Genomic DNA, 15,048 nt, shown 5'->3' on the forward strand with positions numbered 1-15,048 from the left:
TGCGTATAATTCTGCCAGACATCGGAGCCCGAAGACGCATGACGCACACTAAAGATGATTTACCCGACGCGCTGTACAGCGCCGCGCACGTGCGAGCCCTCGATGCGAACCTGATCGCGGCCGGTACGCCGGGCTTCGAATTGATGCAGCGCGCAGCGCGGGCGACCTTGCGTGCGCTGGTCCGTCAGTGGCCGTCGGCGAATGAATTGAGCGTGGTGGCCGGTCACGGCAATAACGCTGGCGACGGTTATCTGGTGGCGGTGCTGGCCCGGCGTGCCGGTTGGCATGTGCGGGTGCTGGCGGCCGGTGATCCCCTGCATTTGCGGGGGGATGCGGCACTGGCCCATGCCGAGGCGGTGTCCGAAGGCGTCGCGGTTCAAACCTTCACGATGCAGTCAGAGTTGCGCGGTATCGTACTGGACGCCCTGCTCGGCACCGGTTTGACGGGGGAGGTACGAGAGCCCTACGCCAGCGTGATCACCGCGATCAATGCCAGTGGCCTGCCGGTGGCGGCGGTGGATATCCCTTCGGGTTTGTGCGCCGATACGGGGCGCTTGCTCGGCACGGCTGTTCGCGCTGATCTGACAGTGACTTTCATTGGCTTGAAGGTGGGATTGTTCACGGGCGACGCTGCGGATGTGGTCGGCGAGCTGGTGTTCAACGATCTGCAAGCCAGCGCCGAGTCGTTTAACGGGGTCGCCGTTGATGTACGTCGCCTGACGGCCGGCAATTTGCCGCGTCTGGCGGGTCGAGCGCCAACCGCCCATAAAGGCAAATTCGGCCATGTATTGCTGATTGGCGGTGATCGGGGGTTTGGCGGTGCCATTCTGCTGAGTGCTCAAAGTGCCCTGCGCAGTGGTGCGGGCATGGTATCGGTGGCCACGCGCAGTGAACATGTTCCGGCGGCGTTGGCGAGAATTCCTGAAGCGATGGTGTTGGGGACTTCGTCGGCCAATCAACTGATGGAACTGCTTCAAAAGGTTTCCGTACTGGTGGTCGGCCCGGGCCTGGGTCAGGCTTCCTGGGGTCGCAGTCTGTTGTCGGCGGCGGCCAATGCGCCGCTGCCACAAGTGTGGGACGCCGATGCGCTGAATTTGCTGGCTTCAAGGCACGTGAGCTTGCCCAAGGACTGCGTGATCACGCCGCATCCGGGTGAAGCGGCGCGGTTGCTGGGGATAAGCACTGCCGAAGTTCAGGCTGACCGTCCGGCCGCCGCTCACGCATTGAGCAAAAAATATACAGCTATTGTGATTCTCAAGGGCGCCGGCAGTCTCATCGCCAGCCCCGATGGGCGCCTCTCGTTGTGTCATCAGGGCCATCCGGCCATGGCCACCGCCGGTTTGGGTGATGTGTTGGCCGGCCTGGTCGGCGCGTTGCTGGCCCAGGGCATGGACGCGTTCGACGCGGCCTGCCTGGCGGTCTGGCTGCACGCCAATGCTGGCGCGCAAGAAGGTAAATCGGGCCGTGGGCTGGCGGCCAGTGATCTGATCCCAGCCATTCGTCAGTTGTTGGAGGAGCAAGCACCGTGTCTGAAGTAACCCTGTACCTGGCCGATGAAGAGGCGATGACCGCATTTGGCGCACGTATCGCACAAACCACCCAAGGGCACGGTCTGATTTTTCTTGAAGGTGATCTGGGAGCGGGGAAAACCACGCTGTCACGGGGCATCATCCGTGGCCTGGGGCATGTCGGGGCGGTAAAGAGCCCGACGTTTACCCTGGTCGAACCTTACGAGATCGGCGACATTCGGGCTTTCCATTTCGACCTGTATCGACTGGTCGATCCTGAAGAGCTGGAGTACCTCGGCATCCGCGACTACTTCGAAGACGACGCGTTATGCCTGATCGAATGGCCCCGCAAGGGTGCAGGCTTTTTGCCAAAGCCCGACCTGACCATTACCATTAGCCCGCAAGACAGCGGGCGTTCGCTGAAAATTTTGTCCCAAGGCTCGCGCGGCGAGTCCTGGTGTGCCGCTTTGGCATTGGAAACCAATTAAATGATGGGGTCAGGTATGCGCTTTCGCGCGATGGTAGCTGCCGTAGGGATGTTGTTTTTGGCGGTGACCGTCGACGCTGTGGCCGAGACTAAGGTCAACAGCGTTCGCCTGTGGCGGGCGCCGGACAACACACGGCTGGTGTTCGACTTGTCCGGGCCGGTGCAACACAGCGTGTTCACCCTGACCGCACCGGATCGGCTGGTGATCGACATCAATGGCGCCACCCTTGGTGCGCCGTTGAACGTCAACAGCGCCAATAGCCCGATCACTGCCATGCGCTCGGCTCAACGCACGCCGACCGATCTGCGGGTGGTCATCGACCTGAAAAAAGCCGTCACGCCAAAAAGTTTTACCCTGGCGCCAAACGCCCAGTACGGCAATCGCCTGGTGGTCGATTTGTTCGATAACGCCGCCGATGCCGCGCCAATACCGGCGCCGACCAACGTCGCGACAGTGGCGCCGGTGCCGGTCACCCCGATCGATCCCCCGGTCAAACTGCCGCCCGCGCCGGCCGGCAAGCGTGACATCATCGTCGTGATCGACGCCGGCCACGGCGGCGAAGACCCGGGTGCCTCGGGCTCTCGCGGTCAGCGTGAAAAAGACGTGGTGCTGGCCATCGCCCGCGAATTGCAACGCCAGGTCAACGGCATGAAAGGCTTCCGCGCCGAACTGACCCGCACCGGCGACTACTTCATTCCGTTGCGCGGCCGTACCGAAATCGCCCGCAAAAAAGGCGCCGACCTGTTCGTCTCGATCCACGCCGATGCTGCGCCTTCGGCTGCTGCGTTCGGTGCGTCGGTGTTCGCCCTGTCTGATCGCGGCGCCACCTCGGAGACGGCCCGTTGGCTGGCCGACAGCGAAAACCGTTCCGACTTGATCGGCGGTGCTGGCAACGTCAGCCTCGACGACAAGGACCGCATGCTCGCGGGCGTGCTCCTCGATTTGTCGATGACCGCCTCCCTGACGTCCAGCCTGAACGTTGGCCAAAAGGTCTTGAGCAACATCGGGCGCGTCACGCCGCTGCACAAACAGCGTGTGGAGCAGGCCGGGTTCATGGTGCTGAAGTCGCCGGACATTCCATCGATCCTGGTGGAAACCGGGTTCATCTCTAACGCCAACGAAGCGTCCAAGCTGGCTGCAGCAAACCACCAGCAGGCGCTGGCGCGTTCGATCAGCAGCGGCGTGCGCCAGTTCTTCCAGCAGAACCCACCGCCGGGCACCTACATCGCCTGGCTGCGTGATTCCGGCAAAATTGCCCAGGGTCCGCGTGATCACCGGGTAAACCCGGGCGAGACGCTGGCGATGATTGCCGTGCGTTATCAAGTGTCTCCGGCCACCTTGCGCAGCGCCAATAACCTGAAAAGTGACGAGCTGAAAATCGGTCAGACCCTGACCATTCCCGGCACCGAACTGGCGTCCAAAGAATGAACCAGGTGCTGACCAATACGGCTCGCATCGAGCTGCTCAGCCCGCGACTGGCGAACCAGATTGCTGCCGGTGAGGTGGTTGAACGTCCGGCCTCGGTGATCAAGGAGTTGCTGGAAAACAGCCTCGACTCCGGCGCCAGGCGTATCGATGTCGATGTGGAGCAGGGTGGCGTCAAGTTGCTGCGGGTGCGCGACGACGGCAGCGGCATTTCTGCCGATGACCTGCCGCTGGCCCTGGCGCGACACGCCACCAGCAAGATTCGCAACCTCGAAGACCTCGAACAGGTCATGAGCCTCGGGTTCCGCGGTGAAGCCCTCGCCTCGATCAGCTCCGTGGCGCGCCTGACCCTGACATCCCGCACCAAGGATGCCGACCAGGCCTGGCAGGTCGAGACCGAAGGCCGGGACATGGCGCCTCGGGTTCAACCCGCGGCCCATCCGGTGGGCACTTCGGTGGAAGTGCGCGACCTGTTCTTCAACACCCCGGCGCGGCGCAAATTCCTCAAAACCGAAAAAACCGAATTCGATCACCTGCAAGAAGTGATCAAGCGTCTGGCGTTGGCGCGTTTCGACGTGGCGTTCCATTTGCGTCACAACGGCAAAACTATCCTCAGCCTGCACGAAGCCCATGACGACGCGGCCCGCGCGCGGCGAGTGGCGGCCATTTGCGGCTCGGGTTTCCTCGAGCAGGCGCTGCCGATCGAAATCGAGCGCAATGGCCTGCATTTGTGGGGTTGGGTCGGGTTGCCGACGTTCAACCGTAGCCAGGCGGACTTGCAGTATTTCTTTGTGAACGGCCGAGCCGTGCGCGACAAACTGGTGGCCCACGCGGTGCGCCAGGCGTATCGCGACGTGCTGTTCAACGGTCGGCACCCGACGTTCGTGCTGTTTTTCGAAGTCGATCCGGCCGGTGTCGACGTCAACGTCCACCCGACCAAGCACGAAGTGCGCTTCCGTGACGGGCGTATGGTTCACGATTTCCTCTACGGCACGTTGCACCGCGCCTTGGGTGATGTTCGACCGGATGATCATTTGGCTGCGCCTGTTGCGACGGCGATTGTTCGCCCGTCCGGTATCGATGCCGGCGAGTTCGGTCCACAGGGCGAAATGCGCCTGGCGGCCAATGCGTTGCTGGAACAGCCTCAAGCGCAACCGTCGTTCAACACCGCGGCGGGCTCGGGCGCAGGCGCCGGTTATCAGTATCAATACACGCCGCGTCCTCAGTCTGGCGTGCCGGCGGCTGAGGCTCAGGCTGCTTACAAGGAGTTTTTTGCACCGCTGCCAGAAGCTAATGCTGCTTCACTTCCGGCCGGGCAGGACGATATTCCACCGCTGGGTTACGCCTTGGCGCAACTCAAAGGCATCTACATTCTTTCGGAAAACGCCCAGGGCCTGGTGCTGGTCGACATGCACGCCGCCCACGAGCGGATCATGTACGAACGCTTGAAAGTCGCCATGGCCAGCGAAGGCTTGAGCGGTCAGCCGTTGTTGGTCCCGGAATCGTTGGCGGTGAGCGAGCGCGAAGGCGATTGCGCCGAAGAGAACGTCGCATGGTTCCAGCGTCTGGGCTTTGAACTGCAACGTCTCGGCCCGGAAACGCTGGCGATCCGGCAAATTCCGGCCTTGCTCAAGCAGGCAGAAGCCAATCGCTTGGTCAGTGATGTTCTGGCCGATCTGATGGAATACGGCACCAGTGACCGCATTCAGGCTCATCTCAACGAATTGCTCGGCACCATGGCCTGTCACGGCGCGATCCGGGCGAATCGGCGTCTGGCGCTGCCGGAAATGAACGGTCTGCTGCGGGACATGGAAAACACCGAGCGCAGCGGTCAATGCAACCATGGCCGACCGACCTGGACCCAGCTGGGTCTGGACGATCTGGACAAACTGTTCTTGCGCGGTCGCTGATGAGCCAGCTCCCTCCTGCGATTTTTCTGATGGGCCCGACCGCAGCGGGCAAGACCGATCTGGCCATCGAGCTGACCAAGGTCCTGCCTTGCGAACTGATCAGTGTCGATTCGGCGCTGGTCTACCGCGGCATGGACATCGGCACCGCCAAGCCTTCGAAAGAGATTCTGGCCGAATTCCCGCACCGGTTGATCGATATTCTCGACCCGGCCGAGAGCTATTCGGCCGCCGATTTCCGTCGCGATGCGCTGGAAGCCATGGCCGAGATCACTTCTAGAGGCAAAATTCCGCTGCTTGTAGGCGGCACGATGCTCTACTACAAGGCTTTGGTCGAAGGGCTGGCAGAAATGCCGGCGGCCGATCCCGAGGTTCGCGCGCAGATCGAAGAAGAGGCTGCACGCCTTGGCTGGCAAGCCCTGCATGAACAGTTAGCGGTCATCGATCCGGTTTCTGCGGCGCGGATTCATCCGAACGATCCGCAGCGACTCAGTCGAGCGCTGGAAGTTTATCGCGTCAGCGGTCAGAGCATGACCGAGCTGCGACTGAGACAAAGTGCGCAAAGTACTGAAGCAGCCGCTTCGGGACTGCAACAATTGCCCTATACTGTCGCGAACTTGGCCATTGCTCCGGCAAATCGCCAGGTACTGCACGAACGAATTAAACAAAGATTCACAGTTATGTTGGAACAGGGATTCATTGACGAGGTCGTAGCCCTGCGTAAACGGAGTGACCTGCATTCAGGGTTGCCGTCTATACGTGCGGTAGGCTACCGACAAGTCTGGGACTACCTGGATGGCAAGCTGACACAAGCCGAGATGCAGGAGCGTGGAATCATTGCCACGCGCCAATTGGCAAAGCGTCAGTTCACCTGGCTGCGCAGTTGGGCTGATTTACACTGGCTGGACAGCCTGGATTGCGACAATCTGCCGCGCGCCTTGAAATACCTGAGGACCATCTCCATATTGAGCTGAGTCCTTGCAATTGCCGTCTATCCTTGGGGGTGTGACGGCCACAAGCCATCTGTTTACCTATTTTTTATATTGAATCCTTAAAGGAGTGCGGCACATGTCAAAAGGGCATTCGCTACAAGACCCTTACTTGAATACTTTACGTAAAGAGAAAGTTGGGGTGTCCATCTACCTGGTCAACGGGATCAAACTGCAAGGCACGATCGAGTCTTTCGACCAGTTCGTTATCCTGCTGAAAAACACCGTCAGCCAGATGGTTTACAAACACGCTATCTCTACAGTGGTGCCGGTTCGTCCAATTCGTCTGCCTAGCGCAACCGAATCCGAAGCAGGTGACGCTGAGCCAGGTAACGCCTGATAGGAGTCTCCTTTGTTCTTTGAGCGCCACGGTGGTGGTGAGCGAGTAATCCTCGTTCACTTGGATGGACAGGACCCTGAGGCGCGCGAAGATCCGCAGGAGTTTCAGGAGTTGGCTAATTCGGCCGGCGCCGAGACCGTTGCGTTTTTTAACGTGCCGCGTCATCGGCCAACCGCCAAATTCCTGATCGGCAGCGGCAAGGTCGAGGAACTACGCGACCTGGTCCATGCCGAAGAGGCCGATCTGGTGATTTTCAATCACATCCTCACGCCCAGTCAGGAACGTAACCTCGAACGTGTTTTCGAGTGTCGCGTGATCGACCGCACCGGTCTGATTCTCGATATTTTCGCCCAGCGTGCCCGTACCCATGAAGGCAAGCTCCAGGTCGAACTGGCCCAGCTTGACCACATGAGCACCCGGCTGGTTCGTGGCTGGACTCACCTTGAGCGTCAAGGTGGCGGTATCGGCATGCGTGGCCCGGGTGAAACCCAACTGGAAACTGACCGCCGTTTGCTGCGGGTTCGCCTGCGACAGATCAAGGGCCGGTTGGAAAAAGTGCGCAGCCAGCGCGAACAGTCGCGACGTGGCCGTTCGCGTGCGGATATCCCTACCGTGTCTTTGGTGGGGTATACCAACGCCGGTAAATCCACGCTCTTCAATAACGTGACGAAATCCGACGTGTACGCGGCTGACCAGTTGTTTGCCACGCTGGACCCGACCTTGCGCCGTCTGGAACTGGACGACCTGGGGCCGATTGTCCTGGCCGACACGGTGGGTTTCATACGCCACTTGCCCCACAAACTGGTTGAGGCATTTCGGTCTACGCTCGAAGAGTCGAGCAACTCCGACCTGCTGTTGCACGTGATTGATGCAGCCGAACCGGATCGCATGTTGCAGATCGAGCAGGTAATGGTGGTGCTGGGCGAGATCGGTGCCCAGGACTTGCCGATCCTCGAGGTCTATAACAAACTCGATTTGCTTGAAGGCGTTGAGCCACAAATCCAGCGCGATGAAAACGGCAAGCCTCAGCGGGTCTGGTTGTCGGCGCGTGATGGCAGCGGTCTGGAATTGCTTGAGCAAGCCATTGCCGAGTTGCTGGGCGGTGATTTGTTTATCGGTACCTTGCGCTTGCCTCAGCGTTTTGCGCGACTGCGTGCACAGTTTTTCGAACTGGGCGTGGTGCAGAAAGAAGAACACGACGAAGAAGGTGTCAGCTTGCTGGCCGTTAGATTGCCGCGCTCGGAGCTCAATCGACTGGTCAGCCGTGAAGGCGTTGTGCCGACGGAGTTTATCGAGCAACACACTTTGCAATAAAAGCCTGAGAAAGCGGTTGTGCCGCGGTGACAGGCATTCTGTAGCATTGGTCGGCGCGCCGTGGGTGCGTCTTTGCTTTATCAGATGGAGAGCGCTATGGCTTGGAATGAGCCGGGTGGCAACTCGAATAATCAGGATCCTTGGGGTGGCAAGCGCCGCAATAACGGCGACCGCAAGGGACCACCGGATCTCGACGAGGCCTTCCGAAAGCTGCAGGAAAGCCTGAACGGGTTGTTCGGTGGTGGTAAGAAACGTGGGGATGACGGCGGTGGTTCGGGCAAGAGTGGCGGCTTCGGCGGCATTCTTGGCATCGGCCTCGTCGTGCTGGCAGCTGTTTGGCTGTACAGCGCGGTCTACGTAGTCGACGAGCAGGAGCAAGCCGTGGTGCTGCGCTTCGGCAAGTACTACGAAACCGTCGGCCCGGGCCTGAACATCTATTTTCCGCCGCTTGATCGCAAGTACCTGGAAAACGTCACGCGTGAGCGTGCCTATACCAAGCAGGGTCAAATGCTGACTGAAGACGAGAACATCGTCGAAGTGCCGCTGACCGTGCAGTACAAGATCAGCAACCTGCAGGACTTCGTGCTGAGCGTCGACCAGCCGGAAATCAGCCTGCAGCACGCGACCGAAAGTGCCTTGCGCCATGTGGTGGGATCCACCGCGATGGATCAGGTGCTGACCGAAGGTCGTGAATTGATGGCCAGCGAAATCAAGGAGCGTCTGCAACGCTTCATGGATACCTATCGCACCGGTATCACCGTCACTCAGGTCAACGTACAGAGCGCAGCGGCACCGCGTGAAGTACAGGAAGCCTTCGATGACGTGATCCGCGCCCGTGAAGACGAGCAGCGTTCGCGCAACCAGGCTGAAACCTATGCCAACGGCGTCGTGCCGGAAGCCCGTGGTCAGGCCCAGCGCATCATCGAAGATGCCAATGGTTACCGTGACGAAACCGTCTCGCGCGCCAAGGGTGAGGCCGATCGCTTCACCAAGCTGGTCGCCGAGTACCGCAAGGCACCTGAAGTCACCCGCGAGCGTCTGTACCTGGACACCATGCAGGAAGTCTTCAGCAACACCAGCAAGGTTCTCGTGACCGGCAACAAGAATGGCCAGAGCAATCTGCTGTACTTGCCGCTGGACAAAATGGTCGAGAGTGGTCGTAGCACCGGCACTTCTGTGACCGGCGCGGCAGCCACCAGCAATGAAGCGAGCGCGCGTGCGGCAGCTGATCTGCAGCAACAGCCAGCACGTACCAGGGAGAGTCGCTGATGAGCAATAAATCGCTGATTGCCCTTATTGTCGGCGTCGTCGTGGCCATCGCTGCCTGGAACTGCTTCTACATCGTGGCTCAGACCGAGCGTGCGGTGCTGCTGCAGTTCGGTCGCGTGGTTCAGGCTGATGTCCAGCCAGGCCTGCATGTGAAAGTGCCTTACGTTAACCAGGTGCGCAAATTCGACGCACGCCTGATGACGCTGGATGCACCGACGCAACGCTTCCTGACGCTGGAAAAGAAAGCCGTGATGGTCGATGCCTACGCCAAGTGGCGCGTGAAGGACGCTGAGCGTTACTACACCGCGACCTCCGGCCTCAAGCAGATTGCTGACGAGCGTCTTTCCCGTCGTCTGGAATCGGGCCTGCGTGACCAGTTCGGTAAGCGCACGCTGCACGAAGTGGTATCCGGTGAGCGCGATGCGCTGATGACCGATATCACTGCTTCGCTGAACAAGATGGCGGAAAAAGAGCTGGGCATCGAAGTGGTCGATGTTCGGGTCAAGGCCATCGATCTGCCGAAAGAAGTGAACCGCAGTGTGTTCGAGCGTATGAGCTCCGAGCGTGAGCGTGAAGCTCGCGAGCACCGCGCCAAGGGTAACGAGCTGGCAGAAGGCATCCGTGCCGACGCCGATCGTCAACGCCGCGTGCTGCTGGCTGAAGCCTATCGTGAATCTGAAGAGGTTCGCGGTGACGGTGATGCCCAGGCTGCTGCGATCTACTCCAAGGCCTACGGCCAGGACCAGGAGTTCTACGGTTTCTATCGTAGCCTGCGCGCCTACCGTGAAAGCTTCGCGAACAAATCCGACGTCATGGTCCTCGACCCAAGCAGCGACTTCTTCCGTTACCTGGAAAAAGCCAAGCCTTGATACGACGTTGACCTGAATCATCCCCCGCCTGGCGGCTAAAGCCTCGGGCGGGGTGATCCTTTGGGAAAACGTGTGTATGATGCGGCAGCCGGGAAATTCCCGGCTTTTTTGCGTCTGCACGTTTGATTGCTGTTTTTATGCAGGCGCCCGAGTTGAATGGCTCGACAGGTTTTTCGAGGAAAGTGGTTGGCGAAGCCGGTTTCAGGCTTTTCGCCACGTTGTTTATGCGCGTGGTTTGCACATGAGCCGATCATTTTCTGCTTCACTCAAGGCTCGCCCAACGGCTGGCCGCCCGGATCATAGGGGAATGGCGTAATGGCAACGGTAGACCGCTGGCTGCTGCCAGATGGCATCGAAGAAGTACTGCCACCAGAGGCGGCGCGCATTGAAGTCGCGCGTCGTCAGGTGTTGGATCTGTTCCAGAGCTGGGGTTACGAGTTTGTCGTGACTCCCCATATCGAGTACCTGGAATCCCTGCTGACCGGCGCGGGCTCGGACCTCGATCTGCGTACCTTCAAGGTCATCGACCCGCAATCGGGCCGGCAGATGGGCTTTCGTGCTGATATCACGCCGCAAGTGGCGCGCATCGATGCGCACACCCTGCGTCGCGAAGGCCCGAGCCGTCTGTGCTATGCCGGCAGCGTGCTGCATGCCCAGCCACGCGCCTTGTCGTCCTCGCGCAGCCCGATCCAGCTGGGCGCCGAGTTGTACGGCGATGCCAGCCCGAGCAGCGACGTGGAAGTCATCAGCCTGATGCTGGCTATGCTGCAACTGGCCGATGTGCCGGATGTGCACATGGACCTCGGTCATGTCGGCATCTACCGCGGCCTGGCCCGTGCGGCCGGTCTGTCCGGTGAAGTTGAGCAGCAGTTGTTCGATGCATTGCAACGCAAGGCGATCGACGAGGTCATTACCTTGACCGAAGGCTTGCCTGCCGATCTGTCGGGCATGCTGCGAGCGTTGGTCGATTTGTGTGGCGGTCGTGAAGTTTTGAGCGCTGCCCGCGAGCGTCTGGCGAAAGCACCGGCACCTGTTCTGGCAGCGCTGGACGATTTGCTGGCGATTGCCGAGCGTCTGTCCACGCGTTTCCCGGAATTACCGCTTTACTTCGATCTGGGCGAGTTGCGCGGCTACCACTACCACACCGGTGTAGTGTTCGCGGTGTTCGTGCCGGGTGTTGGTCAGTCCATTGCCCAGGGCGGTCGTTACGACGACATCGGCGCCGACTTCGGTCGCGCACGTCCGGCAACCGGCTTCTCTACCGATTTGAAAACCCTGGTGACCCTGGGGCGTGCTGAAATCGAGCTACCGTCTGGCGGTATCTGGATGCCTGACAGTACGGATGCGGCACTCTGGCAGCAGGTTTGTCAGTTGCGCAGTGAGGGTCAGCGTGTCGTTCAGGCGTTGCCTGGACAACCTTTGGCCGCCGCCCGTGAAGCGGACTGCGACCGGCAATTGATTCAGCAGAACGGGCTTTGGCAAGTATCGCCACTGGCTTCTTGAGTTTTCCCGCCGGCCGCGGCCGGCACCAAGTTTGCGCGAATGAGGACAAGTGTTATGGGTAAGAATGTCGTAGTCCTGGGCACCCAATGGGGTGATGAGGGCAAAGGCAAGATCGTTGATCTGCTGACCGAACATGCTGCCGCCGTAGTGCGCTACCAAGGTGGCCACAACGCTGGTCACACCTTGGTGATCGATGGCGAAAAAACTGTCTTGCACCTGATCCCTTCGGGCGTGCTGCGCGAAGGCGTGCAGTGCCTGATTGGCAACGGCGTGGTGGTTGCACCCGACGCTCTGCTGCGGGAAATCATCAAGCTGGAAGAGAAAGGCGTACCGGTGCGTGAGCGCCTGCGTATCAGCCCGTCCTGCCCGCTGATCCTGTCCTACCACGTAGCGCTGGACCAGGCCCGTGAAAAGGCCCGTGGCGAGCTGAAGATCGGTACTACCGGTCGCGGCATCGGCCCGGCTTACGAAGACAAGGTTGCACGTCGTGGTCTGCGCATCGGTGACCTGTTCCACCGTGAGCGTTTCGCCGCCAAGCTGGGCGAGTTGCTGGATTACCACAACTTCGTCCTGGTCAATTACTACAAAGAGCCGGCTATCGACTTCCAGAAGACTCTGGACGAGTGCATGGAATACGCCGAGCTGCTGAAGCCGATGATGCTCGACGTCACCGCCGAGCTGCACGAGCTGCGCCGCGCTGGCAAAGACATCATGTTCGAAGGCGCCCAAGGCTCCTTGCTGGACATCGACCACGGTACCTACCCGTACGTCACCAGCTCCAACACCACCGCGGGCGGCATTGCCACCGGTTCGGGTTTTGGCCCGATGTACCTGGATTACATCCTCGGCATCACCAAGGCTTACACCACTCGCGTCGGTTCGGGTCCGTTCCCGACTGAGCTGTTCGACGACGTTGGCGCCTTCCTGGCCAAGCGTGGCCACGAGTTCGGTGCTACCACCGGCCGTGCCCGTCGTTGCGGCTGGTTCGATGCCGTCATCCTGCGTCGCGCTATCGACGTCAACAGCATTTCGGGCCTGTGCCTGACCAAGCTGGACGTGCTGGACGGTCTGGAAACCATCAACATCTGTGTTGGCTACAAGAACCAGGATGGTGCAGTGATCGACGCACCGACTGACGCCGACAGCTACATCGGCCTGGAGCCGGTGTACGAAGAGATGCCAGGCTGGACCGAATCCACCGTCGGCGCCAAGACGCTGGAAGAGCTGCCGCAAGCTGCTCGCAACTACATCAAACGCGTCGAAGAGTTGGTCGGTGCGCCGATTGACATTATTTCGACGGGCCCGGACCGCAACGAAACTATCGTTTTGCGTCACCCGTTCGCTTAATAAGTCGTTGATGTAAAAAGCAAAGGGTCCTTAATTGGACCCTTTGTCGTTTATGCCTGCCGGACGGCATGACCTTTGCTGTGATGTTGAATAAAAGCATCGCTTCCAGCGCGCCATCAATTTAATGGCGCCAAAGCAGAGGGATTCCAAGTGTCGGCCGTTCTCTCATTGTTACAAAGCCGTTTGTTGCGGCCTGTGTTCGTTACCCTTGGTATCGCCCTTTTGGTGCAGGTGCTGGTGGCTGTCGCCCTGACTCGGAGCACAGTGACTGCGCTTGAGGCCGAACTCGGTGTGCGCCTGGGTGCCGACAGTCAAAAACTCTCTGGCGAGCTTGAGCAGGCCGGGCGTGAAGTCACGTCGAGCCTGGACAATCTCTCCACCAGTACCCGTCAGCGACTCACCGCCGGCCTGTCTACGCGATTGAAAGACGAGCAGGTGCAACTGCGTGCAACGTTGGAGAAGGATCTGAAAGATTCGGCCAACGACATGGCGCAACTGTTGGCCTCGGTCGCCCCTCGCGCGATGTGGGACAGCGACGTTCCAACCCTGTCCGAATTCGCCCGCCGGGCGCAGCGCAATCCCAACGTGTTGTTCGTGGTTTACGACGACGCCACAGGTCAGCACCTGACGCGCTACCTCAACCGCGAAAACCCGATCAACAAGGCGCTTCTGGAGAAAGGCCAGGGCGAGCGTGCGCTGGACAAGGTGCTGGATGCGGCGAAGAACGATCCGTCGGTCTACTACCTCGAAGCCTCGATCAACCCCAACGGCGTGGAAATCGGTAAGGTCTTGATGGGCGTTTCCACCGCTTCGGTGGAAACCGATCTGGCGGCTTTGGATAAACGTTTTGCGGCGCTGATCGCCAGTGGTGATCAACTGGTCGGCGACAGCCTCAAAGGCGCGGCTGCCGACAGCGCCACCGCGATGCGTGCGCGTCTGACGTCCGCGCAGGCCACGGCGTCGGAAATGAAGGCCAACACCACCAGCACCGTGCAGGAAGCGGCGTCGACATTGCGCTGGCGCATCGGGATGTTCCTGGCGTTGGTCGGTTGCGGTGTGCTGCTGTTGCTCGCTGTGGTGTTGGGCCGTCGAGTGGTCAATCGCTTGAAATTGCTCATCGCCGCGATGGATGACCTGGCGGCGGGCGAGGGTGACCTGACCAAGCGTGTGCAGATCAACAGCAAAGACGAAATCGGCGACATGGCCGCGGCGGTCAACCGCTTTGTGGATAAGTTGCAGCCAATCGTGCGCGAAGCGGGCGATGTGGCTCAGCGCACCGGTGTGGAAATCGGCGCCATGACCCTGCGCAATGCTGGAGCCGATAAAGCGGCGGGCATGCAGCGCGATGAAGTGGCCGAGAGCCTGCGCGCGTTGTCGCAGATGGCGGATGAAGCGCAGTCAGAAAGCCACGCCATGCAGGCAGCGTTGCAGCAGGTGGTGGACATTCGTTCGGCCACCGATGAAAACACCCGGACCTCGGCAAAAGTCGGTAGCCTGATCGAGGCGTTGGCCGGGCAGGTCGATACCGGGTCGAAAGTCATCGAACGGCTGGCGCAGCAGAGTGAACAGATTGAAGTGGTGCTGACGGTGATTCACGGGATCGCCGAACAGACCAACCTGCTGGCACTGAACGCCGCCATCGAAGCGGCGCGTGCCGGCGAGACCGGTCGCGGCTTTGCGGTGGTGGCGGACGAAGTCCGGGCGCTGGCAAGCAAGACCCAGAGCTCTACCGGCGACATCCAGGCGCACATCGTCGCCTTGCAGCAAGGTGCGCGTGAGGCGGTGGCAGCGATTGGCCAGGCCGGGCGTCAGGCCAATGAAGGTTTGCTGGTGTTGCGTGACAGTGCGCGGTTGCAGCAGTCGGTGCAGGCGTCGGTCGAGCAGGTGCATGCGGCGATTGGTCTGGCGACTCAGGCGGCAGCCCATCAGGCGCAAGGCGCGCAAGCGGTGCGGGGTCGGGTTGAGACCATTCATGCACAGGCTGAGAAAGCGGCTCAGGCGGTGGTGGAAACCACGGCCAGTGGCAAAGTGCTGGATGGATTGGCGGCGCAATTGAAGGCTAGCCTGGGGCAGTTCAGGGCGTAGGATT

Annotated in this window: 12 protein-coding genes; all 12 read left to right on the top strand. The window is 60.4% G+C overall.

Features of this window, described 5'->3' with window-relative positions; translation table 11 throughout:
- Positions 1-38: 38 nt before the first annotated feature.
- Complete coding sequence (locus tag ACYZTM_RS18115; protein WP_461983859.1) at positions 39-1,538, top strand: NAD(P)H-hydrate dehydratase; 1,500 nt, start codon at positions 39-41, stop codon at positions 1,536-1,538.
- Positions 1,526-1,996, top strand: coding sequence for a tRNA (adenosine(37)-N6)-threonylcarbamoyltransferase complex ATPase subunit type 1 TsaE (gene tsaE, locus ACYZTM_RS18120; RefSeq protein ID WP_461983861.1), 471 nt, complete (start codon positions 1,526-1,528; stop codon positions 1,994-1,996). The genes ACYZTM_RS18115 and tsaE overlap by 13 nt, the downstream gene beginning before the upstream one ends.
- A 48-nt stretch (positions 1,997-2,044) precedes the next feature.
- Positions 2,045-3,424 (top strand): N-acetylmuramoyl-L-alanine amidase, encoded by a 1,380-nt coding sequence (locus ACYZTM_RS18125; protein WP_461989158.1) that lies wholly within the window; start codon positions 2,045-2,047, stop codon positions 3,422-3,424.
- Positions 3,421-5,331 carry a DNA mismatch repair endonuclease MutL gene (gene mutL / locus ACYZTM_RS18130; protein ID WP_461983863.1) on the top strand — a complete coding sequence of 637 codons (1,911 nt, stop codon included), beginning with the start codon at positions 3,421-3,423 and terminating at the stop codon, positions 5,329-5,331. Before ACYZTM_RS18125 ends, mutL begins: the two co-directional genes overlap by 4 nt.
- Positions 5,331-6,302, top strand: a complete 972-nt coding sequence (gene miaA / locus ACYZTM_RS18135) for a tRNA (adenosine(37)-N6)-dimethylallyltransferase MiaA (RefSeq protein ID WP_461983865.1) — start codon at positions 5,331-5,333, stop codon at positions 6,300-6,302. The genes mutL and miaA overlap by 1 nt, the downstream gene beginning before the upstream one ends.
- Before the next feature lie 94 nt (positions 6,303-6,396).
- Complete coding sequence (gene hfq, locus ACYZTM_RS18140) at positions 6,397-6,657, top strand: RNA chaperone Hfq (RefSeq protein WP_007902656.1); 261 nt, start codon at positions 6,397-6,399, stop codon at positions 6,655-6,657.
- Between the two features lie 12 nt (positions 6,658-6,669).
- Positions 6,670-7,971, top strand: a complete 1,302-nt coding sequence (hflX, locus tag ACYZTM_RS18145) for a ribosome rescue GTPase HflX (RefSeq protein ID WP_461983867.1) — start codon at positions 6,670-6,672, stop codon at positions 7,969-7,971.
- A 96-nt stretch (positions 7,972-8,067) separates the two neighbouring features.
- Complete coding sequence (gene hflK, locus ACYZTM_RS18150; RefSeq protein WP_131058812.1) at positions 8,068-9,240, top strand: FtsH protease activity modulator HflK; 1,173 nt, start codon at positions 8,068-8,070, stop codon at positions 9,238-9,240.
- The gene (gene hflC, locus ACYZTM_RS18155; RefSeq protein WP_131058813.1) at positions 9,240-10,109 is read left to right on the top strand and encodes a protease modulator HflC; all 870 of its coding nucleotides are present in this window, start codon (positions 9,240-9,242) and stop codon (positions 10,107-10,109) included. The genes hflK and hflC overlap by 1 nt, the downstream gene beginning before the upstream one ends.
- Positions 10,110-10,424: 315 nt before the next feature.
- Entirely contained in the window at positions 10,425-11,612 is a 1,188-nt protein-coding gene (locus ACYZTM_RS18160) for an ATP phosphoribosyltransferase regulatory subunit (protein ID WP_461978935.1), read from the top strand.
- Positions 11,613-11,666: 54 nt separating this feature from the next.
- Positions 11,667-12,959, top strand: coding sequence for an adenylosuccinate synthase (locus ACYZTM_RS18165; RefSeq protein ID WP_010464193.1), 1,293 nt, complete (start codon positions 11,667-11,669; stop codon positions 12,957-12,959).
- A 150-nt stretch (positions 12,960-13,109) separates the two neighbouring features.
- On the top strand, positions 13,110-15,044 hold the full coding sequence (locus ACYZTM_RS18170; RefSeq protein WP_461956898.1) for a methyl-accepting chemotaxis protein: 1,935 nt from the start codon (positions 13,110-13,112) through the stop codon (positions 15,042-15,044).
- Positions 15,045-15,048: the final 4 nt, after the last annotated feature.

Source organism: Pseudomonas sp. MDT2-39-1 (genome assembly GCF_054898085.1).